This is a genomic window from Kribbella sp. NPDC050241 (assembly GCF_044459685.1).
Taxonomy (GTDB): domain Bacteria; phylum Actinomycetota; class Actinomycetes; order Propionibacteriales; family Kribbellaceae; genus Kribbella.
Genome location: NZ_JBITJE010000002.1, coordinates 283,323 through 306,378, shown reverse-complemented (window position 1 = coordinate 306,378; position 23,056 = coordinate 283,323). Strand labels below are relative to the sequence as shown.

General features: G+C 68.2%; 22 protein-coding genes. 10 read left to right on the top strand and 12 right to left on the bottom strand.

Translation table 11 applies throughout. The features are described 5' to 3' along the window. The 4 genes from ACIBG5_RS09405 to ACIBG5_RS09390 form a co-directional block, all read right to left on the bottom strand. Complete coding sequence (locus tag ACIBG5_RS09405; RefSeq protein ID WP_396391063.1) at positions 1–993, bottom strand: ABC transporter ATP-binding protein; 993 nt, start codon at positions 991–993, stop codon at positions 1–3. 292 nt (positions 994–1,285) lie between these two features. Then, the gene (locus tag ACIBG5_RS09400) at positions 1,286–2,527 is read right to left on the bottom strand and encodes a DUF4142 domain-containing protein (protein ID WP_396391062.1); all 1,242 of its coding nucleotides are present in this window, start codon (positions 2,525–2,527) and stop codon (positions 1,286–1,288) included. A gap of 132 nt (positions 2,528–2,659) precedes the next feature. Beyond that, on the bottom strand, positions 2,660–4,960 hold the full coding sequence (locus ACIBG5_RS09395; RefSeq protein WP_396391061.1) for a sodium-translocating pyrophosphatase: 2,301 nt from the start codon (positions 4,958–4,960) through the stop codon (positions 2,660–2,662). A gap of 227 nt (positions 4,961–5,187) precedes the next feature. Next, a complete protein-coding gene (locus ACIBG5_RS09390) occupies positions 5,188–5,517 on the bottom strand; it encodes an STAS domain-containing protein (protein WP_393395096.1) in 330 nt (109 codons plus the stop codon). A 191-nt stretch (positions 5,518–5,708) separates the two neighbouring features. On the opposite strand from ACIBG5_RS09390, the gene ACIBG5_RS09385 reads away from it, so the two are divergent. From ACIBG5_RS09385 to ACIBG5_RS09340, 10 genes are all read left to right on the top strand, one after another. Continuing rightward, positions 5,709–8,018 (top strand): DEAD/DEAH box helicase, encoded by a 2,310-nt coding sequence (locus tag ACIBG5_RS09385; protein WP_396391060.1) that lies wholly within the window; start codon positions 5,709–5,711, stop codon positions 8,016–8,018. A 36-nt stretch (positions 8,019–8,054) separates the two neighbouring features. Further along, positions 8,055–8,552, top strand: a complete 498-nt coding sequence (locus ACIBG5_RS09380) for a hypothetical protein (protein ID WP_396391059.1) — start codon at positions 8,055–8,057, stop codon at positions 8,550–8,552. A gap of 413 nt (positions 8,553–8,965) precedes the next feature. Continuing rightward, positions 8,966–9,736: a hypothetical protein gene (locus ACIBG5_RS09375; RefSeq protein WP_396391058.1), complete on the top strand. Its 771-nt coding sequence runs from the start codon at positions 8,966–8,968 to the stop codon at positions 9,734–9,736. A 606-nt stretch (positions 9,737–10,342) separates the two neighbouring features. After that, positions 10,343–11,770: an extracellular solute-binding protein gene (locus ACIBG5_RS09370; protein WP_396391057.1), complete on the top strand. Its 1,428-nt coding sequence runs from the start codon at positions 10,343–10,345 to the stop codon at positions 11,768–11,770. Further along, entirely contained in the window at positions 11,770–12,729 is a 960-nt protein-coding gene (locus ACIBG5_RS09365; RefSeq protein ID WP_396391056.1) for a carbohydrate ABC transporter permease, read from the top strand. Before ACIBG5_RS09370 ends, ACIBG5_RS09365 begins: the two co-directional genes overlap by 1 nt. Next, positions 12,726–13,547, top strand: a complete 822-nt coding sequence (locus ACIBG5_RS09360; RefSeq protein ID WP_360442516.1) for a carbohydrate ABC transporter permease — start codon at positions 12,726–12,728, stop codon at positions 13,545–13,547. The genes ACIBG5_RS09365 and ACIBG5_RS09360 overlap by 4 nt, the downstream gene beginning before the upstream one ends. Further along, positions 13,547–14,668 (top strand): ABC transporter ATP-binding protein, encoded by a 1,122-nt coding sequence (locus ACIBG5_RS09355; RefSeq protein ID WP_396391055.1) that lies wholly within the window; start codon positions 13,547–13,549, stop codon positions 14,666–14,668. The genes ACIBG5_RS09360 and ACIBG5_RS09355 overlap by 1 nt, the downstream gene beginning before the upstream one ends. After that, positions 14,668–15,912: a CehA/McbA family metallohydrolase gene (locus ACIBG5_RS09350; protein ID WP_396391054.1), complete on the top strand. Its 1,245-nt coding sequence runs from the start codon at positions 14,668–14,670 to the stop codon at positions 15,910–15,912. Before ACIBG5_RS09355 ends, ACIBG5_RS09350 begins: the two co-directional genes overlap by 1 nt. Before the next feature lie 51 nt (positions 15,913–15,963). Further along, positions 15,964–16,362, top strand: a complete 399-nt coding sequence (locus ACIBG5_RS09345; RefSeq protein ID WP_396391053.1) for a hypothetical protein — start codon at positions 15,964–15,966, stop codon at positions 16,360–16,362. A 120-nt stretch (positions 16,363–16,482) separates the two neighbouring features. Further along, positions 16,483–17,166, top strand: a complete 684-nt coding sequence (locus tag ACIBG5_RS09340) for a VOC family protein (RefSeq protein WP_396392028.1) — start codon at positions 16,483–16,485, stop codon at positions 17,164–17,166. 29 nt (positions 17,167–17,195) lie between these two features. Here ACIBG5_RS09340 and ACIBG5_RS09335 read toward each other — a convergent pair whose 3' ends face one another. From ACIBG5_RS09335 to ssd, 8 genes are all read right to left on the bottom strand, one after another. Continuing rightward, on the bottom strand, positions 17,196–17,816 hold the full coding sequence (locus ACIBG5_RS09335; protein WP_396391052.1) for a response regulator: 621 nt from the start codon (positions 17,814–17,816) through the stop codon (positions 17,196–17,198). Positions 17,817–18,054: 238 nt separating this feature from the next. Then, a complete protein-coding gene (locus ACIBG5_RS09330; protein WP_396391051.1) occupies positions 18,055–18,456 on the bottom strand; it encodes a flp pilus-assembly TadE/G-like family protein in 402 nt (133 codons plus the stop codon). 23 nt (positions 18,457–18,479) lie between these two features. Next, positions 18,480–18,842 (bottom strand): TadE family type IV pilus minor pilin, encoded by a 363-nt coding sequence (locus ACIBG5_RS09325; protein ID WP_396391050.1) that lies wholly within the window; start codon positions 18,840–18,842, stop codon positions 18,480–18,482. An 83-nt stretch (positions 18,843–18,925) separates the two neighbouring features. Next, positions 18,926–19,138 (bottom strand): DUF4244 domain-containing protein, encoded by a 213-nt coding sequence (locus tag ACIBG5_RS09320; RefSeq protein ID WP_131361499.1) that lies wholly within the window; start codon positions 19,136–19,138, stop codon positions 18,926–18,928. 105 nt (positions 19,139–19,243) lie between these two features. Further along, positions 19,244–19,975 carry a type II secretion system F family protein gene (locus ACIBG5_RS09315; protein WP_396391049.1) on the bottom strand — a complete coding sequence of 244 codons (732 nt, stop codon included), beginning with the start codon at positions 19,973–19,975 and terminating at the stop codon, positions 19,244–19,246. Next, positions 19,972–20,757 (bottom strand): type II secretion system F family protein, encoded by a 786-nt coding sequence (locus ACIBG5_RS09310; RefSeq protein WP_396391048.1) that lies wholly within the window; start codon positions 20,755–20,757, stop codon positions 19,972–19,974. The genes ACIBG5_RS09315 and ACIBG5_RS09310 overlap by 4 nt, the downstream gene beginning before the upstream one ends. A gap of 43 nt (positions 20,758–20,800) precedes the next feature. Beyond that, on the bottom strand, positions 20,801–21,958 hold the full coding sequence (locus ACIBG5_RS09305; RefSeq protein ID WP_396391047.1) for a TadA family conjugal transfer-associated ATPase: 1,158 nt from the start codon (positions 21,956–21,958) through the stop codon (positions 20,801–20,803). After that, the gene (ssd, locus tag ACIBG5_RS09300; protein ID WP_396391045.1) at positions 21,955–23,034 is read right to left on the bottom strand and encodes a septum site-determining protein Ssd; all 1,080 of its coding nucleotides are present in this window, start codon (positions 23,032–23,034) and stop codon (positions 21,955–21,957) included. The genes ACIBG5_RS09305 and ssd overlap by 4 nt, the downstream gene beginning before the upstream one ends. Positions 23,035–23,056 lie beyond the last annotated feature (22 nt).

Genomic DNA, 23,056 nt, shown 5'->3' with positions numbered 1-23,056 from the left:
TCAGTTGTCCTCCTTCGGACCCGCGGCCACCTCGGTGGCGGCCGGCGCGTCCAGCGCGGTCACCGCAGCGATCTCGTCGTGCGCGTGGTATTCGACCGAATCCCCGGTCATCTGCATGAACGCCTGCTCCAGCGAGCCGCGCTGCAGGGTCAGTTCGTGCAGCACGATGCCGTGCGCGGCGGCTGCCTCACCGACCTGGTCGGTGGTCAGATCGCCCTCGACGAACAGGACCTTGCCCTGGTCGTCGACGTCCTCGATCCGGGTGACCATCTGCTGCTGTTGCAGCACACCGGCCAGCTGGTCGAGTTGCGGAGTCCGGACCTTGACCGTCGTACCGCTGGCGCGGTCGACGAACTCCTGGGTGGTGCTCTGGGCGATCAGCCGGCCGCGGCCGATGACGATCAGTTCCTCGGCGGTCAGCGCCATCTCGGACAGCAGGTGGCTGGACACCAGCACGGTCCGGCCCTCGTCGGCCAGCCGGTGCATGAAGGTGCGGATCCAGACGATGCCCTCCGGGTCGAGGCCGTTGACCGGCTCGTCGAACAGCAGCACCTCCGGGTCACCGAGCAGCGCACCGGCGATGCCGAGCCGCTGCGACATACCCAGCGAGTAGGCGCCGGCCCGCTTGTTCGCGACCGCGGTCAGGCCGACCATCTCCAGCACCTTGTCGACACTGCCTTGCGGCAGCTTGTTGGACGCGGCCATCCAGGCCAGGTGCGACCGGGCCGACCGGTTGGGGTGCACCCACTTGGCGTCCAGCAGCGCGCCGACCTTGGTCAGCGGCTGGTGCAGGTCACGGTAGCGCTGCCCGTCGATCCGGACGTCGCCGGAGGTCGGGGTGTCCAGGCCGAGGATCATCCGCATCGTGGTCGACTTGCCGGCCCCGTTCGGGCCGAGGAAGCCGGTCACCTTGCCGGGTTTCACCTCGAAAGACAGGTTGTCAACGGCAACAGTTGCACCGTATCGCTTGGTGAGGCCCTTTGCCTCGATCATCGCCTACTCCTCGTTCGGTGGCGCCAGTGTTCCCGGTCGGGCGGGTTGTCTCGCATTGAGTTCAGTATCGAGGTCGGACCGGTGCAGAACATCGGACCCGGGGCGGATCCGGTGTGTCCACCCGTGGGTTGATTCTGCCGTCCGCCCGGGCCAGGCGACCATCGGTTAAAGCCCTGACCACGACCCCGACGATCCCCCACTCGGCCACCCGCCCGCATCAGCCGAAAGTCGACGACCGGCCGTACTTCGGTTGGGAGTAGATGGAAGTGACTACCAAAAGGACGGCCGCGGCTCAGTCCACCGGAACACCGTAGAGCACGAGATTGCTGCTGTAGCGGTGCGTTGCGTGGTTGTACGAGCCGGTGCAGGTCACCAGCGCCAGCCGGGGCTTCACCGAACCGTGGAACAGGTCTGCGGGCAACGCTTCCTGCCGGTAGGTCCGGCGCGCCACGATGCGGTACCAGTGCACATCTCCGCCCCCGGCCGTCACCGCAACCCTCGCGCCCACCGGCACCCCCGAGAGCGCGGCGAACACTCCGCGACCGCGAGCCGTGTCCACGTGGCCGGCCAGCAGCACCGTCCCGCCGGCCGAGCCCGGCGCCGCACCCGCCGCCCACCAGCCCACGTCGGCCGCCGACGCCGGCATCTGCAGCCGCCCGTCGCCGGCGGTCGCCACCGGCAGCACCGATGCCTCCAGAACTCCTGGCAGCTTCAGTCGCACCGGCGGAACGGCAGCCTCGCGGTCCACAGCCGACGCACTCGCGTCCGGGACCTGCCCGCTGTCACCTGGCCTTCCGAACACCATGACCAGCGCGGAGCCGACCGCTACGACTCCGAGCAGACGTCGCCGGACCGGGACCGGCCTGCCGACGAGAAGGAGCAGTACGCCGACGCCGAGCAGCAGGATCGCCGCCCGGGACCGAGTCCGCTCGGCATCGGCGACCTGGCCGCCCTCACCAGTCGACACGACCGGGGGCCCGGTCTCGTCCTTGCAGGGACCCGACAGCGTCCGCAGGTGCATCTCGATGACCGGCTTGGCGCCGTTGGCCACTGACTCGACGGCAGGCGAGGCGCTCTTCGGCAGCTCGCCCTCGACCAGTGCCAGGTACTGCTGGTGCAGCTGCCGCTGCAACGCCACCCAGGCGGCGTCGTACCCAGAGGTCCCGGCTTTGGCCGCAAGCGCGGCGAGCTGCTCACGCTGTGCCGCCGTAGGCAGCGTCACCAGCCCGATGCCGAATTGATTGGCGACCTCGAGCTGCTGCGCGGCGAGCCTGCGATGATCACGTTCCTCCTGGGCAGCGACGCTTTTCAGGCACGAGGTCTGGCCATGGATCGTCCCCGAGTGGGAGGCCTGGATGATCGTCAGATCGAGCTGGTGGGCGGCGTTGAGATAGTCGGCATCCGGTTGCTGCGCCGTCGCGCCCGCCGGCTGCGCTGTGGCGAGCACTCCCGCCACAACGAGAAGCAGCAGCGCCGAGACACGGGCGAGCGCCCGTCGGGGGGCAGCAGAGCTCGTGGCCGGTCGTCGAGGCACGGCTACCTCCCTACGCTCGGCATAGCGCAGTTCGTCGTTACAACGACAGTAAAAGGGACGGACGGTCTTGGTCCAGCCATGCGAAAACGGCCCACCGGAAAACCGGTGGGCCGTTTCTGCGGTTTACCGCGTTCAGGCGGCGGCGTTCACCTCGGCCGGGGTGTCGGAAATGACCGACTCACGGCGCTTGGAGACGAACACGGCGGCCGCCAGGATAACCACCGCGGCCAGGGCGATACCGATCCGCAGCGGCCTGTTCGTGTCGTCGCCGATCGCCGACAGCCCGACGACCGCCGGAGCGATCAGCAGGGAGACCAGGTTCATCACCTTGATCAGCGGGTTGATGGCCGGGCCGGCGGTGTCCTTGAACGGGTCACCGACGGTGTCACCGATGACGGTGGCCTCGTGCGCGGGCGAACCCTTGCCGCCGTGGTTGCCGTCCTCGACCAGCTTCTTGGCGTTGTCCCAGGCACCACCGGAGTTGGCCAGGAAGACCGCCATCAGGGTGCCGGCACCGATCGCACCGGCCAGGTAGCCGGCCAGGGACGCGGCACCGAGGCCGAAGCCGACGGCGATCGGCGCGAGCAGCGCGAGCAGACCAGGAGTGGCCAGCTCCCGCAGCGAGTCGCGGGTGCAGATGTCGACGACCTTGCCGTACTCCGGCTTGCCCGTGCCGTCCATGATCCCGGGGATGTCGCGGAACTGCCGACGTACCTCGTAGACGACCGCACCGGCGGCGCGGCCGACGGCGTTGATCGCGAGGCCGGAGAACATGAACACCACGGCCGCACCGAGGATCAGGCCGACCAGGGTGCCCGGGTTGAAGACCAGCGCCTCAGCCTCGAACTTGGCGTAGTTCGCGCCCAGCGAGGACCGGATCGAGTCGGTGTAGGAGCCGAACAGCGCGGTCGCGGCCAGTACGGCGGTGGCGATCGCGATGCCCTTGGTGATGGCCTTGGTGGTGTTGCCGACGGCGTCCAGCTCGGTCAGGATCTGGGCCGCCTCGCCGTCCACCTCACCGGACATCTCGGCGATGCCCTGCGCGTTGTCGGAGACCGGGCCGAAGGTGTCCATCGCGACGATGACGCCGACGGTGGTGAGCAGACCACAACCGGCCAGAGCGATCGCGAACAGCCCGACCACACCGGCGCCGCCGACCAGGAACGCGCCGTACACGGCCGCCGCGATCACCACGGCGGTGTAGACGGCGGACTCGAAGCCGACCGAGATACCGGACAGGATCACGGTCGCGGCGCCGGTCAGCGAGGTCTTGCCGACGTCCTTGACCGGCTTGTCCTCGGTGCCGGTGTAGTAACCGGTCAGGGCCAGGATGACGGCCGCCAGCACGATGCCGATGATCACCGAGACAGTGGCGATCAGCCGCGGGTCGCCGTCGTGCGCGGCGATCACGTCGGTGGCGCCGGTCAGGTCCTTGAAGCTGCTCGGCAGGTAGACGAACGCCGCCACCGCGCAGAGCACACCGGACACGATCGCGGAGATGTAGAACGCCCGGTTGATCGTCCGCAGGCCGTTCTCACCGGTGCGCGGACGGGTCAGGAAGACACCGAGGACCGCGGTGAGGGCGCCGATGGCCGGCACGATCAGCGGGAAGATCAGGCCCTGCTCGCCGAACGCGGCCTTGCCCAGGATCAGCGAGGCCACCAGCATCACGGCGTACGACTCGAACAGGTCGGCCGCCATACCGGCGCAGTCACCGACGTTGTCGCCCACGTTGTCGGCGATGGTCGCCGCGTTGCGGGGGTCGTCCTCGGGGATGTTCTGCTCGACCTTGCCGACCAGGTCGGCGCCGACGTCGGCGGCCTTGGTGAAGATACCGCCGCCGACACGCATGAACATGGCGAGCATGGCGGCACCGAAACCGAAGCCCTCAAGCACGGTCGGGGCGTCACCCTTGAACAGCAGCACGACCAGCGAGGCGCCGAACAGGCCGAAGCCGACGGTCGCCATACCGACGGTTCCACCGGTGCGGAACGCGACTCGCATCGCGGGGTCGCGGCCTTCGTCGCGGGCCGCGGCGGCGACCCGGACGTTGGCGCGCGTCGCGAGCCACATGCCCAGGTAGCCGATCAGCGCGGAGAAGCCCGCACCGATCAGGAAGAAGACGGAGCGGAAGATCTTCAGCGTGGTCTCGTTGTCGCCGTCACTGTGCGCGGGCAGCAGGAACAGCAGCAGGAACGCGACGATGGCGAAGACGCCCAGCGTTCGGAACTGCCGGTTCAGGTAGGCGGATGCGCCTTCCTGGACCGCCGCGGCGATCGTCTTCATGTTCTCGGTGCCATCGTTCGCGGCAAGCACCTGGCCCCGGAAGACCATCGCAATGGCGACCGCGAGGATCGCGATCACTCCGACGACGATCACCAGTGTGGTGTTGCTCGACGAAAGATCCACCGCTTGTGCAAGCAGCGCGGACATCCGTCCTCCTTGTAGGCAACCCCTCAGGGCTTGACGGCCCCCGTCTGCCGCAACCGAAGGGTTGGGAAAATACGGCACAGCACCAAAGAGACTTGGCGCGGTGGGTCACTCTAACGGGTATCCGACCAGACCTGACGACAGGGTGGTCTACGCCATACCCGAGGATGCGAGCAGGTACCTCACTCTTCGTGTTGAAGGGGACACGTTTTCACTTCGTCGTCATCTCGTCAGATCGCCGAGGCGACGTCCGGATGGATGTCGAACACCTTGGTCAGGCCGGTGATCCGGAAGATCTTCAGCAGCCGTTCCTGGGTACAGACCAGGGACAGGGATCCGTCGTGGGTGCGCACCCGTTTCAGTCCACCGACGAGGACGCCGAGACCGGTGGAGTCCAGGAAGTCCACGCGTTCCAGGTCGACCACCAGGTGGTAGTCGCCTTCGTCGACGAGCGCTGCGATCTTCTCGCGGAGCTTCGGTGCGGTGTAGACGTCGATCTCCCCCGCCACCTCGATGACGGTGCGCCCGCCCTCGGCGCGCGCGGTCAGCGACAGATCCACTTCGGCCTCCGATCCCGTGAACTGCTGCATTCAACCATGTACGGACCGTGAGTAGGACCGTTGCCGAAAACTCTTTCATCTCGTCCCACCGAAGTCGATCTTCGTCCGCAAAATGAGGCGTGCATCCGGCGCGTGCACACGCCCTGTGCACTCCGGCGCGTGCTGTCCGTGGCCGGCACTACGCTCGCGGTATGCGCGGAGGTGGTGAGGCGGCGGCTGTACTGAAGCGTCTGGCAGCAGGCCGGGACGACCGGCTCACGCATGTCGAGACCGTCCCGCCGCGACTGGGGCAAACCTGTGACTGGCCGCGCTGGGCACCGGCCGAGGTGCTCGCGCAACTCGCGGACGCCGGCATCACAGAGCCTTGGACTCATCAGGTCGCGACCGCCGAAGCGGCGTACTCGGGACGGCATGTCGTTGTCGCGACCGGGACTGCCTCGGGGAAATCGCTCGGCTACTTGCTGCCTGCCTTGGCCACCTTGAGCATCGCCCAGGCCGCCTCACCGCATCGACGGGTGGCGTCTGTTCTCTACCTCTCCCCGACCAAGGCATTGGCGCACGACCAGCTTCGCGCGGTGTCGTCGTACACGGTGCCCGGTCTGCGGCCGACAACGTTGGACGGCGACTCCGAACGCTCCGAACGCGACTGGGCTCGCGACCACGCGACGTACGTGCTCAGCAATCCGGACATGCTGCACCGGTCGGTCCTGCCGAACCATCAGCGCTGGGCCCGCTTCCTGGGCTGCCTGCAGTACGTCGTGGTGGACGAGTGTCATCACTATCGCGGCGTCTTCGGAGCGCATGTGGCCGGCGTACTGCGTCGGCTGCGACGGGTGTGTGCGCAGTACGGCGCCCATCCGATCTTCATCTGTGCGTCGGCGACGGTGGCCGAGCCGGCGGTGTCCGGTGAGCGGCTGACCGGTCTGCCGATGGTGGAGGTGGTGGAAGACGGATCACCCCGCGGCGGCATCTCCTTCGGTCTGTGGGAGCCGCCACTGACCTCGGTGCGCGGTGAGAACGGCGCGCCGGTACGACGTTCCGCGACGGCCGAGGTGGCCGACATCCTGACCGATCTGGTCGTGACCGGGGTGCGGACTGTGGCGTTCGTGCGGTCGAGGCGTGGGGCCGAGACAGTGGCGATGACAGCCCGCGAGAACCTCGCCGAGGTTCACCCCTCGCTGATGGACCAGGTGTCTGCGTACCGGGCGGGCTATCTGCCGGAGGAGCGGCGCCGGCTCGAAGGCATGTTGCAAAGCGGCGAGCTCACCGGTGTCGCGGCGACCAACGCTCTGGAGCTAGGCATCGACATCGCCGGACTGGACGCCGTACTGCTGTCCGGTTGGCCTGGCACGCGCGCATCGCTGTGGCAGCAGGCCGGACGGGCGGGTCGAGCCGGCGGGGATGCCTTGGCGCTGCTGGTGGCGCGTGACGACCCGCTGGACACCTATCTGGTCCGGCACCCGAACGCGATCTTCGGCCGGCCCGTGGAAGCGACTGTCTTCAACCCGGAGAACCCGTATGTCCTCGGCCCACAGCTGTGCGCGGCCGCGCAGGAGCTGCCGCTGACGGATGCGGACTACCACATCTTCGGCAGTACGACGCCCTCCGTGATCCAGCAGTTGGTCCGCCAAGGGCTGCTGCGTGAGCGACCGCATGGATGGTTCTGGACGCGGCGGGAGCGCGCCGTGGACGCCATCGACATCCGGTCGGCCGGCGGCAAGACAGTGCAGATCGTCGAGGACCAGACCGGGCGGCTGCTCGGCACAGTCGACGGCGGCTCGGCCCACGCCTCGGTCCACGAGGGTGCGGTCTACGTGCATGCGGGCGAGTCGTACCTGGTCCGGACACTGGACCTCGAGGGTCACGCCGCCGTGGTCGAGTCGGCCTCGCCGGACTACACCACGTTCGCCCGGGACGTGACCGAGATCAGCATCCTGGCGACCGAGGAGACCAGCACCTGGGGTACGGCGGAGCTGTCGCGCGGTTGGGTCCAAGTGACCAGCCAAGTGGTCTCGTACCAGCGCAAGCTGATCGCGACCGGCGACGTACTCGACGAGCAGCCCCTCGACCTGCCCGAGCGCACGCTGCGGACCAAGGCCGTCTGGTGGACCATGCCGGACTCCGCGGTCGAGGCACTCGGGCTGTACGACGTACCTGGTGCGGCCCATGCGGCCGAGCACGCGTCGATCGGACTGCTCCCACTGTTCGCCACCTGCGACCGCTGGGACATCGGCGGCGTCTCCACCGCCCGGCACGCCGACACCGGCCGCCTTACCGTCTTCGTGTACGACGGCCACCCGGGCGGCGCCGGCTTCGCGGAACACGGCTACGCCGCGGCGCGCGAATGGTTGACGGCGACACGTGATGCGATTGCACACTGTGAGTGCATGGATGGGTGTCCGTCGTGCGTACAGTCGCCCAAATGTGGGAACCAGAACAACCCACTCGACAAGAGCGGCGCGGTGGCGCTGCTCACCGCACTACTCAGCAGTGAGGCCTGAAGAGCCAGCCTGGCGCTGGCGGAGAGGCAGCATGCGATGGCCGTCCTCGGAATCGTCCTGATCGTCCTGGCTGTGCTGTTCGGTCTGGGTGTCTCGGTGACCTCGACCGCCTCCACCACGATGGAGGTGTTCGGCATCGACTTCGGCGTCTCGGTGCCGACCGTGTTCCTGCTCGGCGCGCTGACCGGGGTGGCGCTTGCCCTCGGGCTGTGGCTGACGAAGAAGGGACTTGCCCGCGGCTACCGGCGGCGCAAGGAGATGCGCGAGCTCCGCGCACAGGCTGCGGCCACCGAACCGGCGGCGGTCACCACGACCGACACCGCGCCCGAGGTCACGGCGGCGCCCGATCCCACCGAGTCTGACAGCACCGTGCCCGATCGCGCCGACCCTGCGCGCGCCGTTCCTGAGCGCGCCGAGCCCGATCGCGCCGACGCTGAGCGCGCCGTTCCTGAGCGCGAGCCTGCCGCCGACGAGCGGCTAGCGACCGAGCGGCACGTCGCCGAGGATCCCACAGACACCAAGCAGCCCCATTGACCACTCTGTTGCCCACGGCATCAACTAACGCGTTGCGCCACCGGAGTTCCCCCGGCGTACGGTAATGTCTCGATCGGCGCACAGCCTCCGCTCAGCGGTGGCACGACGGCCCTGCGGCCGGATTTCGGTGCCTTGCGCAACGACTTTTGCCTGGCAGTTAGTTGCCATTGGCATCAAGTTTCGCGGCTTCGCCATAACCACCCCGGACCCACCTGTGCATTACTGGTTGTGGCGTCAACGTCGCGTTGAGTCACAGTCGGCCTTCCGGGCCACACGCCTCCTCACGGGGGATCGACCCGCAGCTCGCCCTCCGCGCAAAGGGTGTTTGTCGCGGTTCCCGGAACCGGACCGGCTCGCGCCACGGGGTCCCGACGACCTGACGCCGCGAGATGGCACGACCTCTGGAGGTTGTCTTGATCATCCGTAAGTTGTTGAGCCGTACCGGCGTGGCCGTGCTCGCGGTCAGCGTCGCACTGGCCACCGCGGTCCCGGCCCAGGCGGCGAACCCGTCGACGGGCGGATCGGCCGCGGTCCCGGGCGTCGAGGTCGGGGTGGCCAAACAGATCGCCACCCGCGCCGACACGCGGTACTGCCTCACCTTCGTCGCGGCCGCCAAGGTCCCGATGGCGGTCATGATGGCGTGTGCACCGGGCAAGGAGGGCAAGACCCAGGAGTGGATCTACACCGAGTCCGGCCAGTTGCAGGTCGCGATGAGCAAGAGCGTCGGTGGCGCCCTTGCCAAGACCGGCGCCTGCCTGGACAGCGGTGCGGACCTGGCCAAGGTGCCGGCCTCGGCACCATTGCTGGTGCTGCCCTGCCGTGACGGCGACGGACAGAAATGGACCTACGACGAGAGCGCGGGCACGTTCGTGAACACCGCCAGCGGTCTCGCCCTGACATCCCTGCTCGGCAAGGGGAAGGCCAAGCAGGCACAACCGACCGGCAGCATGTCCACGGCCGGCACACCGGTCCAGGGCTGGAGCGCGTTGCCGCTGCCGGGCCTGGACATCCTGGGTGCGGTACTGGCACTCGTGAACGCGCTGCTGGCGTCCCTGGGCCTGGCCCTGCCGCTGCCGATCGCGAAGGCCGCGTCCAGCCTGCTCGAGCTGGTGCGGCCGACGACACCGATCCCGGCTCAGATGACAGTGCTGCCGAAGCAGATGATGCAGCTGGCACAGCGCTGATCCGCAAGGAGGATCCTCAGCCAGACAGAGGACAACCGGCCCCGACGATGTCGGGGCCGGTTGCTTTCTCACTCCTTCGTGATCGACGCCATTCGGTTGTTCGGCAGTGCAGTGTCTGGTGAACCTCGTCGGTCGTGGGATCCGGTGCTCGGGGAGTGACCTCGGGTTGCCCGCTGCTTGCGCGTCAGCGGGAGCCCTGCGTCGTCGTCACCGTCGACCCACCTCCTCCGCGGCCGTCACCAGCCGGCCGGTGTCACCACCAACAGTGGTAATGGCACCAGTGGTGGCAATGACTGAGCAGGTCGTCCAGAAGGCAAGAAAGCAGCCCCATGTCTTTCACCTCCGATCCGCTGAACCGATCGGCAAGACCGTACCGCTCACTGTCACGTTCTGTATCTAGTCCACTACTGGTTGCCACGCAACCTTGAGCATCCTTTAACCCTTTCGCAACGCTTCCCGCGGGATCCCGACTTGACAGTTCGCAACTGGTTGCCTACAGCCCCTGTCAACGTTCTCCTCCGAGTTGGGAAAAAGTCTTCACAAAGTCGCCGACGAGTGCCAATGTTTGACCGGCACTCCGCAGTACCGATCTCGCTAGGAGCTTTGATGCGATCTCTCCCGCGGTTCTCCGCGCCCGCCCTCCTCGGCGTCGCCGCAACCCTGCTGCTGACCGGCTGCCTCGGCTCGTCCGCATCCGACAGCGGTGACCAGGACACGAACCGCAACGCCGATGCCAAGAAAGTCGAGCTGACCATCGGGTCGAACTCGATCAAGGGCGGCAAGAGCAGCGCCGGGGCAACGTTCATCGAGGACGTGCTGATCCCGAAGTTCGTCGCCGAGCAGAAGGGCAAGGGCGTCGACGTCACCGTCAAGTTCCAGGGTGACGGTTCCGACGACGAGGTCTACAAGCAGAAGCTGTCGCTCGACCTGTCGAACAAATCCGGTCCGGATCTGTTCCAGATCGACGGCATCTGGGTCGGCGAGTTCGCCCAGGCCGGCTACATCAAGCCGCTCACCGACACCGTCGGCGATGCGAGCAAGGTGGACGACTGGGACGGCTGGAAGCAGATCCCCGAGACCGTGCAGCAGCTCGGCAGCTACAACGGCAAGCGGTACGGCGTCCCCGGCGGGACCGACGGCCGGGTGCTGTTCTTCAACAAGAAGCTGTTCCAGCAGGCCGGGCTGCCGGCCGACTGGCAGCCGAAGTCGTGGGACGACATCATCACCGCCGGCCAGGCGCTGAAGAAGCTGTCCGGCGTCACGCCGATCCAGATCAACGGCGGTACGGCGATGGGCGAGGCGACCACCATGCAGGGCGTACTGCCGCTGCTGGTCGGCACCGGCGCGACCGTCAACACCGACGGCAAGTGGCTCGGTGACGTCCCGCAGACGCGCCAGGTGCTGGACTTCTACCACCAGATCTACAGCACGGGTCTCGGTGACCCGGTGCTGCAGCGCGAGGCGAAAGGCCGGGACAAGTCGTTCGCCGAGTTCGCCGCGAACAAGGTCGGCATCCTGCTGGAGAGCGACTACTTCTGGCGCAGCGTGGTGGAGCCCAAGGAGGGCGTGGCCAAGATGGCAGACCGCGACTCCGCCGTCGGCTACGCGCTGATTCCGGCCGCCAGGCCGGGCGGCGGCGTCAAGGGCCAGGACTTCGTCTCGATGTCGGGTGGCGGCGCGACCGTGATCAACCCGAACACCAAGTTCCCGCAGCAGGCCTGGGAGCTCATGCAGTTCTGGAACTCCGCCGAGATGGTGAAGGCATCGCTGGACGGCGCCGCCAAGATCACCCAGCGCAGCGACGTCAACGCCGAGGTGCTGGCCGGCGACCCGATGCTGAACTTCGTCGCCACCAAGGTGCTGCCGATCACGCAGTTCCGTCCGGGCCTGGCGGAGTACCCGAAGATCTCGGCCGCGCTGCAGCAGGCGACGGCGGACGTCATCGGCGGGAAGAGTACCGACGCGGCCGCGAAGGCCTACCAGAAGGCGGTCGAGACAGCGGCCGGCGGCAAGGACAAGGTCGCCGGTAACTGATGACGACGGCCTCCGCACCTGCACCGGCAGACCCGGTCCAGGGACGTGGCCCGGCCGATGGGGGCGGCCGGACCGGTGTGCGGGGACCGGCACGCGATGTCGCAGGGCTCGGCGTCGGCCGGGCCCTCGGCTTCGTCGCGCCCGCCCTGCTGCTGATCGGTGCGTTCCTGGTCTTCCCGGCCATCTGGACCATCTACATCGGCCTGACCAACTACCGGCTGACCGGTGTCGAGGCGGTCTCGCCGTCGATGGTCGGCCTGTCCAACTACACCACGGCGCTCAACGACGCCCTGTTCCACAACGCGTTGTGGCTGACGCTGCTGTTCGTCCTCGGCTCCGCGATCATCGGCCAGAACATCCTCGGCTTCACCCTCGCCTGGGTGATGCGGCGGACCCGCCCGGCGGTCCGGCGTACCGTCGAGGCGTTCGTACTGCTGGCGTGGATCCTGCCGTCGACGGTGGTCGCGTACCTGTGGGTCGCGTTCTTCGACCGCGACGGCGGCACACTCAACAACATCCTCGGTACGCCGGGGACCGCGTGGCTGATCGACTACCCGATGGCCTGCCTGGTGTTCTTCAACACCTGGCGCGGTACCGCGTTCTCGATGATGCTCTACTCCTCCGCACTGCAGGCCGTGCCGCCGTCGCAACTGGAGTCGGCCCGGATGGTCGGTGCGTCGGGCTGGCAGACGCTGCGGGACGTCGTGTTCCCGCACATCCGCGGGCACGTGCTGACGAACACCTTGCTGATCTCGCTGTGGACGGCGAACGACTTCTCGCCGTTCCTGCTCACCAAGGGCGGGCCGAACCACGAGTCCGAGACGGTGCCGGTGTACATCTACAACGTGGCGCTGCAGGGCGGTGAGCTCGGGTACTCCTCGGCCATCTCGTTCCTGCTGCTGATCGCGAACCTGCTGGTCTCGCTGATCTACCTCCGGCTGCTGAGGAGGCGCTCGTGACCCCGTCCTTCGTCCTTCGCCGGATCGGCTTCTACGTACTGATCTGCGCGATCACGCTGTTCTTCGCGGTGCCGATGCTGTGGATCGCGTCCGCGCCGTTCGACAAGAACCCCGGCCTCGGCGTGCACTGGCCGGACTGGACGCTTGACAACGTCCGCAAGACGCTCGAGCATCCGTACGCGATGCACTCGATGGTCAACTCGCTGCTGATCTGCGTAACCACCGCAGTGGCGGTCACCGCCTTCGCCGCGTTGGCGTCATACGCCTTGTCGCGGGTCCGCATTCCGGGCCGCGACGCCTTGCTCTACGGGTTGTTGCTGCTGTCGTCGGTGGTCACCGGGACGGCGGCGATGGTGCCGATCTTCGTGATGATGTTCCAGCTCGGGCTGATCGACTCCCGGTTCGGGGTCGCGCTGGTGATGACCGGTGGCCTGTTGCCGGCGGCAATCTTCATCCTGAAGGACTTCGTCGACGCGGTGCCGAAGTCGTACGAGGAGTCGGCCCGGGTCTTCGGCGCGTCCACCGGCCAGATCCTGCGCGACGTCGTACTCCCGGTGGCGCGGCCCGGCCTGGCCACCATCATGGTCTGGGCGTTCGTGAACTCCTGGGGCAACTTCCTGGTGCCCTTCCTGCTCATCCGGTCGATCGAGAAGCAACCCGGTGCGGTGCTGATGCAGACCCTCACCGACGAAGGCGGCAGCGTGAACCTGCAGGTGCTGCCGGTCTTCTCGCTGCTGTTCTCGATCCCGGTCGTCGTGCTGTACCTGCTGGTGAACTCGCGGTACGGGTTCCGCTTCCACGGAGGGATCAAGAGCTGATGGCGGGCATCGACATCGAAGGCCTGGCAACCGTCTACCCCAACGGCGTACGCGCCGTCGACGGGTTGGACCTGCATGTGGCCGACGGCGAGTTCTTCGCCCTGCTCGGGCCGTCCGGGTGCGGCAAGACCACGCTGCTGCGCACGATCGCCGGCCTGGAACCCGCGACCGAGGGCACGGTCCGGATCGATGCGGCCGACGTGACCCGGACCGAACCGGGCAAGCGCGGGGTCGCGATGGTGTTCCAGGACTACGCCCTGTTCCCGCACATGAGTGTGTCGGAGAACATCACCTATCCGCTGAAGGTACGGCGGGTCTCGGCTGCGACTCGCGCGGAGACGGCGGAGCGGACCGCGGGCGAGCTGTCGCTGGACGGACTGCTGGAACGCAAGCCGGCGCAGCTGTCCGGTGGTCAGCAGCAGCGCGTCGCGCTGGCGCGCGCGATCGCGTCCCGGGGCAAGGTCCTGCTGCTCGACGAGCCGCTGTCCAACCTGGACGCTCGGCTGCGGTTGGAGGCTCGGACGTTCCTGAAGAAGCTGCAGCGTGATCTCGGCATCACCACGGTCTTCGTCACCCACGACCAGGCGGAGGCCTTGGCCCTGGCTGATCGCATCGCGGTGATGGAGTCCGGCAAGCTCCGCCAGCTGGGCAGCCCGCGTGAGGTCTTCGCGCGGCCGGCGAACACGTTCGTGGCGAACTTCATCGGCTCGACGCCGATGAACCTTCTGCCCGGCACTGTCTCGTCGACCTCGGGTTCGGAGACCTATGTCGATGAGGTCGGGGTGGTCTCGGTGGCCGGCGGATCGTTGTCTGCGGCCACTTTCTCGGCGCCCGCCGGCGCTGAGGTGACGGTCGGCGTCCGGCCGGAGTACCTGACCCTCGCCAGCCGCGACGTCTCCGGACCGGTGCTGCGCGGCCAGGTCGTGGTGGCGGAGAACCTCGGCACCCAGTCGCTGGTCAGCGTCGACTGCGACGGCACGCTGATCGGCGTCACCGTGCCGGAGGAGAACGAGCCGGAGCCGGGTACGACGGTCGTCCTCACCGCACCGGCATCGCGGGTACTGCTGTACGACCGGGAGTCCGGTGACCTGCTCGCTCGTCAACCGGCCACGGTTGCCTGATGGCAGTCACGACGTACCGCCGTACCTGGACTCTCGACGATCGGGCGGAATCGGTCTGGCATTCGCTGCCGGTCGACATCCCGGCGGACTGCCCTGGTCTGCTGGTCACGCTCACGATCCCGCCCGTCGAGGGTGCGGTCATCGACATCGGTTGTGAGGGTTCCGGCGGGTGGCGCGGGTGGTCCGGCGGTGCGCGTCAGACCTTTGCGATCACGCCGGACGCGGCGACGCCCGGGTATGTGGCCGGTGAGCTCGAGCCGGGGACTTGGTGGATCGTTCTTGGGCTGCACCGTGTGCCGGTCGAGGGTGTCGAGCTTGTTGTCGAGGCTGTGACCGGTCCGGTGTCGTCGGTGCCTGGTCTGACGGAGTACGCCGACGCCACCGCGGCTGTCGCCGTACCAGCTCGGCCGCCACGCCGGACGTTGCCCGCGTCTGCTGGGTTGAAGTGGATCGCTGGGGACTTCCATGCGCATTCGCTGCACTCGGACGGGTCCACTCCGGTCGCGAACCTCGCTGCTCTGGGTGTCGCGGCCGGGCTGGACGTGCTGGCGGTCACCGATCACAACACGGTCGCGCATCACCTCGAGCTGCCTGGACTGAGCGATCGGTTCGGTATCGGGCTGATCCCCGGGCAGGAGGTGACGACCGACACCGGTCATGCGAACGCCTTCGGTGAGATCGGGGCGATCGACTTCCGGCAGCCGGCCGCGACGTGGGTGACCGAGGTTGCCCGGCGCGGTGGGTTGCTGTCGATCAACCACCCGCTCGGCGGCGACTGCTCGTGGCGTCACCCGCTCCCGGAACATCCACGGCTCGCCGAGATCTGGCACTCCTCGTGGCTCGACCACCACTGGGGTGGACCGATCGCCTGGTGGCAGGCGTGGGGCCTCGACACCATCCCCATCGGCGGCAGCGACTGGCACAACCCGACGTCCCTCACCCCACCCGGCACCCCCACCACCTGGCTAGCCGTGGACGCCTCCGCCGAAAGCCCCGCCGAACTCCGAGACGCCACCCTGGAAGCCCTGTCCGCCGGCCGCACCGCCATCTCCACGTCCTACACCGCTCCAATCCTGGTCCGCGCTGACGACGAACTCATCGCCCTGGACGCCCCCAACACCCTCGTCATCACCCCCGATGGCACCCGCCACCCTGTCCAGTCCGCCCAGCACCGCCTCCCCGCTGCCCCCGGCCCACACACCCTGATCACCCACACCGGCCAATTCCTCTCCACCTGCACCTGACCCACGCCCGGCTTCAGGTGCGGCGAACCGGGGACGAGGCAGACTGACCTGATGGTGACTGGTGTGCATCAGGTGATCGTGGTGGACGCGGCGAACGTGGTCGGCTCGCGTCCTGACGGGTGGTGGCGCGATCGGCCAGGCGCCGCTCGCCGACTGCTGCGTCAGCTCACCGCCCTCCAGGAACGCCTCGAAGACACCGAGATCGTCGTCATCCTGGAAGGCGCAGCGCGCTCCGCCACGTCCGGCCCCGACGCTCCCGACACCGCGGACCTCCGCATCGTCCTGGCCCCTGGCTCCGGCGACGACACGATCGTCACCACCACCGCCGCCATCACCGACGCCCATGTCACCGTGGTCACCGCGGACCGGGGCCTCCGCGACCGCCTCGAACCCACCGGCGCCACCACCACCGGCCCCCGCTGGCTCCTGGACCAACTCGAGCAGCCCTGACCTAACCAACCGCTCCCGGGGAGGGACCGCCATGACGAACCCCGTGACCATCGAGCTCCTGACGTCGTCTTCGCCTGTCCCGGCAACACCGAAGAGTCCTACGAACGCGGCGCCCGACCACTGGCCGAGTTCTACGCGAACCTCCTGGGCCTGCGGATCGTCCGCGAGGACTGGTTCGTGATCGCCGACGACGACCCGGACGGTCTCCGCCTAGGGTTCGGCGACGGCCCGATCGACTACCAGCCACCCCGCTGGCCTGACCCGAACTACCCACAACAAATGCACCTCGACATCACCGTCGACGACCTCGACGCCGCCGAGCAACGCGTTGTACAACTCGGTGCCTCCAAACTCCAAGACAAAGACACCTTCCGCACGTACGCCGACCCTGCCGGCCACCCCTTCTGCCTCTACCGCAGCACCGCCGAATCCCCAACCGGCCGTAGCGGTCAGATCGCTCGTGTGGTCATCGACTGCTTCAGCCCGCGCGCGCTCGCCGACTTCTACGCCGACCTCCTCGACATGCCGAACCGCGAGCTGAACACCTCCGAACGAGTCGTCATCACCCGGACCGACGGACGCCTACCAGCTCTCGCCTTCCAGCACGCCCAGTTCCCCGCACCCCGCTGGCCCGACCCTGCCTACCCGCAACAGGTCCACCTGGACCTCCGCGTTCCCGCCGCCGACGAACCCAGCCTGCAATCCGCCCGCGCACTCGCCGACAGCCTCGGCGCCATCGAACTCAAACCCGGCCCACACCATCACGTCTACGCCGACCCGGCAGCCCACCCCTTCTGCCTGTAGCCCCACCACCCGGACGCCCGGGGCCGGCGTCAGTCGAGGAGCCAGCCGTTGCTGTCGGCGATGTGGATCGCGTCGGAGCGGGTACGGGCTCCGGTCTTCCCGATGGCCGACCAGAGTCGGGTGCGGACCACGCGTTCGGAGACCTCGAGCTTGCGCGCCATCAGCGCGATCGAGCCGCCGTCGCGGGCAGCCCGCAAGGTGTCGGTCTCGTCGTCGCTCAGCGGAGTCTCGGAGTACATGAGGGTCTCGGCTGCCAGGTTGGCGTCGACCACGCGGAGGCCGAGGTGCACGCGTCGTACCGCGTCGGCCAACTGCGGCGCCGGGCTCCCCTTCAGCGCGAACCCCTTGGCTCCCGCGTCGAGACCACGCCGGAGGTGGATCGGGCGGCCGTACGTCGTGAGCATGACGACCCGGCACTCCGGGATCGACGTCCGCAGTCTGGTGGTGACGGTAATGCTGTCGTGGCCCGGGCCGGCCGCGTCGAGCAGGGCAACGTTCGCGCGGTGACGTTTCGCGGCGCCCACGACGTCGTCCGATCTGTTGAGCTCGGCAACGATCTCCAGATCGCGCTCGCGCTCCAGACCGGTTCTGAGGACGCCTCGGCTGAGGATCTGGTCGTCGACCAGCAACAGCCGGATGCGGTCGGGCAAACGGGCCTCCGGGGTAACCGTCCGGGCGCCGGGGAAGTGCGTCCGGGAGGATGGGCAGGTCTTCGGTCCAGATCATGGAGTCCGCTCCCACGCCTCGTCCACATCAACGCGGCATCTCTACCAGATTGCGACCAGATCGCGACCGCTTCAGAACCCCGCACGTGCGGGACGCCCCGAAGGCTGCCGGGTCAGTCGACTCGAGTGAGACCTACTTGCATGGATGGGGTCCACGAGACGCTCACAGGGGGCCGGCTCGGGCTGTGGTGGTGAGGCTGGGGTGGGCGAAGGGTGGGAGGTGGAGTTGGAGGGTGACGGTGATGGTTACCGCGGTGGGGGTGGGGTGGCAGGACGTGAGGTGGACTCTGTGGAGGGTGGCTATTCGGTCGGCGATCTCGCAGGGAGCAGCACCGGCCGGATCCGGCGTTGTGTCGTTGTCGGCAGTCGGCGGGGTGGCTGCGGATCGGGTGGTGGCGGTGAGAGCCTGGGCGGCGCTCAACGCAGTGAGGTCGGCTGCGGCTGAGAGTTTGTGGCGGGCCGTGGAGATCGACGACCAAAGGGTGGCGACGGTCAGGGCTGTGAGGAGGAGCAGCGCAGCCAGAAGGGAGAGGACGGTGGCAGAGCCTCGCTCGTTGGGCGACATGGGGTGACGGCAGGCGCGGTTCGTCATGGGGTGGCTGCCTCGGATTGGAGGGTGGCTTCGGCTGATAGTTCGGTGGAGACGAGGTGGGTGAGGAGTGGGGGTTTGTGGCGGGGAGCGGCGGTGACGGTGACGTGGATGTCTTTGCCGGTGCGGGTGATGGTGATCGTGGCGCCGGGGGCAGTACGCCGGCCGATCGCCTGCGCCTGGTCGAAGGGGTCGCCTCGGGCGGCGGCGCGGGCAGTGTCCCGGGCTGCGTCGATGCATTGGATGTTGAGGATGACGAGGCCGATGGCCCAGATGCCCAGGAGGAGCAGGGTGAGAAGGACCGGTAGAGCGATCGCCAGTTCGGCGGTGATCGCGCCGCGTTGTGTTCTGCGAGATGGCATCCAGTACTCCTTCGATGGGTGGCGGTGGCCGGTCGCGGTGACTGGGTGACCGCGACCGGCCACCGGATGGTCGAGCCTTCAGGTCAGAGCTGGACGCCCTCGACGCCGGCGAGCTTGAGCGCGTAGTTGATCAGGGCCTTGAGGGCGTTCATCATCACGTCGGACTTCAGCAGCGCGACGAGGATGCCGCCGAACCCGCAAGCCGCGACGACACTGACCGCGTACTCGGCGGTTGCGGCGCCGCGTTCGGAGCGGGTGCGGAGACGGTGGCGAACGGCCACCAGTGCCTTGGACATGTGATACCTCCCGGGTCTGCGATTCGGCTCGTCCGGATCGCTCACTGACAACATGCAGTCGTCGAATGCCCTTTTTTCACAGGAGTTTCAGGCTGTGGATGACGCCTAGGGCTGGAGCAGGTAGGGGATCAACGCGTCGGCGATCGTGGGGACGATCGACAGCAGGATGAAGGCCGGTAGGAAACAGAGTCCGAGCGGCAGAGCGGAGCGTGACTCGGCGGCACGGGCTCGTTGGTCCGCGGCGTGCTGATGGGACTGACGAGTGTCGTCGGCAAGATGCTCGAGAGTCTTCGACAGGGGTGCGCCGGAGCGGATCGAGCGGTCGATGGCTCGGGCGACGGAGGCACAGGCTGGCTCGGTGCGTAGATGCGCCCAGGCATCGGCTGGGTCTGCGCCTAGCGCCAGGTGGTGGGCCACTTTGGTGAAGAGCTCGGCGAGAGGGCCGCGGACGGCGGTGGCGACGACACCGAGTGCCTGTTGAGGTGGGCGGCCGGCGCGGAGGCAGGCGGCTAGTAGGTCGACGGCGAGTGGTAGGTCGCGGCCGATCTGCGCTGCTCGTTGTTTGGAATCGGCTGGTTCGAGGCGGGACAAGGCCCGAGGTACGCCGTAGTACGCGAGCGCTGCAAGTAGTACGCCCCATGGGAGGCCGATCAGGACGATGGCGCCGATCGCGGCGACGATGGCAGCAAGCCGGTGAGTGCGTGGGGTTGGGCCGCGGGGACGTCGGGAGCGCGGGGTCAGGCGGCGAAGATTCGAGCGGGCTGGGACGAGGAGGTAGGCCGCGAGGGCGCCGGCAACTGCAGCTATCGCAGGCCCCGAGGACAGGGCGGTCGTCATGTTGGGACCTTTGCTAGGTGGGTGGTCCAGTTGAGGCCGAGGGTGGTGAGGGCTAGGCCTCCGGCTAGGCAGACCCAGCCTGCGGGTGTGGCGGTGAGGAAGGTCAGGGGTCTCGCGCCGAGTGAGTAACCCAAGGCGATTCCGAACACAGGAAGGGCGGCCAGGATGCGGGCGGTCGAGTGTGCGCCGGCGAGGCTGGCCGCGGTCTGCCGGTGGATGGTCTCGTCGGCGCGGAGCGAGTCCGAGAGTCGCTCGGTGAGTGAGGCGAAGGCCGCGCCGGATTCCTCGGCCACGCGCCAGGCGGCGGCCAGGGCGCGGAGGCCTCCGGCGCCCGGAGCTTCGGCAGCTAGCTCGAGTGCGCCGGGGACGTCGCCGCCTAGTCGGGCTGCGGCGTGGGCAATCTGGAGGTCGGGGCTGATGGTTGCTGCGCCCTCGAGAGCGTCGATCGGTGGGCGGCCCGCGGTCAGTTCGGCGGCCAGTACGTCGAGTGCCTCGATGATCTGTGCACGCCGGGCAGCCGTGGCGACCCGATGTTTGTGCTGTGCGCGTTGTACGACGACGAGTGCGGCGACCACGCCGATGGCGATCACCGATACGAGGATCTGCGGTCCGAGGACGACAGCGATCGTGACGGCGATGGGACCGGCCAGCCAGCGGCGGGTGAGGGCATCGGAACGGTTGGGGATTCGTGCAGTCAGGCGATGCAGGCCGCGGCCTCGGATCGGCAGAACCAGCACCACCACGAGGAACGCCAGGGCACCTGCCATGAAGGCGGGGTTCATGCTGCACCCACGGGGACCGTGGTGGGGCAAGGCGTCGTCGGGTTCATGCTGCGCCGGCTAGCAGGTTGGTGAAGTGATGGGCTGGTGGGAGGACGTTGATGGTGCCGGTGGGGAGGAACTCGACGGCTGGGCGGGTGACGACGTGGCCGCTGGGGAGGCGGTCGAAGGTTCGGATCTCAGCGATGCGGCGTACCCCGTCCGTTCCTCGGGTCAGGTGGATGACGGCGTGCAGGGCCGACGCGACCTGGCTGTGTACGGCGTCCCGGGTCAGGCCGGCCAAGGCACCGAGCGCTTCCAGACGCGCGGGAACGTCGGACGCGGAGTTCGCGTGGATCGTGCCGCATCCGCCTTCGTGGCCAGTGTTCAAGGCAGTGAGCAGGTCCACCACTTCGGAGCCTCGGACCTCTCCGACGACCAAGCGGTCGGGCCGCATCCGCAGAGCTTGCCGCACCAGGTCGCGCAGTGAGATCTCGCCACTGCCCTCGACGTTCGGTGGACGAGCCTCCAAGCGCACGACATGTGGATGATCCGGACGCAGTTCGCTCGCGTCCTCGACCAACACCAATCGCTCCGACGGATTCACCAATGACAACAGGGAGTTGAGCAGTGTCGTCTTTCCCGTCCCGGTGCCGCCGCTGATGAGGAACGCCACCCGGGCTTCGAGCAGATCGCGCAGGATCGCCGTACCGGCTGGAGGTAGGGCGCGCGCGGTGACCAGGTCGTCGAGGGTGAAGACGTGGCGGGCTGGGACGCGGAGCGAGAGGCACGTGCCTGGAGCTGCAACCGGTGAGAGCACGGCGTGGAAGCGAGTGCCGTCGGCGAGGCGTACGTCGACGTACGGCGTGGCGTCGTCGAGTCGACGTCCTGCGGCAGCCGCCAGGCGGGTCGCGAGGCGGCGGACGGCGGGCTCGTCGCCGGTTCGCACCAGGACGCGCTCGAGGCCGGAGCCGCGATCGATGTACACCTCGTCGGGGCCGTTCACGAGGATGTCGGTGATGCCTGGCTCGGACAGCAGGGTGTCGAGTGGACCGGCTCCCAACGCGTCCCGGCGGAGCGCCTCGACGACGGCGAGGACCATCGAATCGCCGCAGACCCTGCCATCCGCGCGGAGCGCGGCCGCCACCTGGGAGGGAGTCGGCTCGGCACCCGTGATCGCCAGGCTGCCACGGACCCGGTCGAGAACCTCTCGGGACACGTTCATGCCGCGGCCGCCTCGAGGAGACCGAAGAGGTCGAGTAGCGCGGTGGCCGCGCGGGCCAGCGGACCTCGGGGCCGAGGATCGAAGCGGCCCTGGTCCATGGCTGCCGCGAGATCACGCTCCCTTCCGAGGTTCGTTGCCAATGGCAAAGACAGGTGCGAGGCGACGTCAGTGGCACCGAGACCGTTCACTCGTGATTCGCGGGTGACGACGCGAAGGTCACCGGCCACGGCCCGTAGCGGACCCACCAGGCGCTTGGCCGCGGCGACGGACCGGACGTCGCGTGGAACGACCAGCAACGTGGCGGCGGCACGGATGAAACCCTCCTCAACTGCCGGATCCGCACGTCGCGGCAGATCGACCACGACCAGATCGCTGCTGCGCTGCGCGGCACCCAACACCGAACTCATCGTCTCCGGCGGCAGCACCGTGACATCGGATTGGTCCCAGGACAGCACCGCCAGACCGTCGACGGTCGGCAACGCAGAACGCAGGGCAGCCGCACTGATCCGGCCCGACGCGTTGAGCAGCTTCGGCCAACGGTCGCCGTCGTCACGCTCGATGCCCAGGGCAAGCTCGATCCCGCCGCCGAGCGGATCGCCGTCGATCAACATGGTGCGGAACCCACGCCGATTCCCGAAGACCGCGACCGCCGACGCGAGCGTTGTCGCACCCGCCCCACCACACCCGCCGACGAAAGCGAGCGTGAGCGCCGTCCGCACGCCACCGTCCAGGGTGTCCGCGAGCTTGCCGGCGAGCGCGGGCTCCTCGGCCGGTAGGCGAAACACGGCATCCGCACCGATGTCGAAGGCGCACCGGTACAGCTCGTCGCCGTCCAGCGCCGAACCCACGACAACAACACCCGGTCGATGATCCGGCTGTCTGGTCGCCAGCAACTCGGCCAGGTCCCGACCGACGACGACCATCGGGCAGGAGTGCCAGCTGCGCCGCAGCCCATGCAGCTCGTGCTCGACCATCGGCGTGATCGACGCGGCCGCCGCCAGCCGGAGCAGGTCGTCGAGGAGCACCTCGTTGGTAGTTGCCATGAGCACCGATGTGGGAATCGCAGTTGTGTCCATGCCTAGAACATGCCGTTCCCGG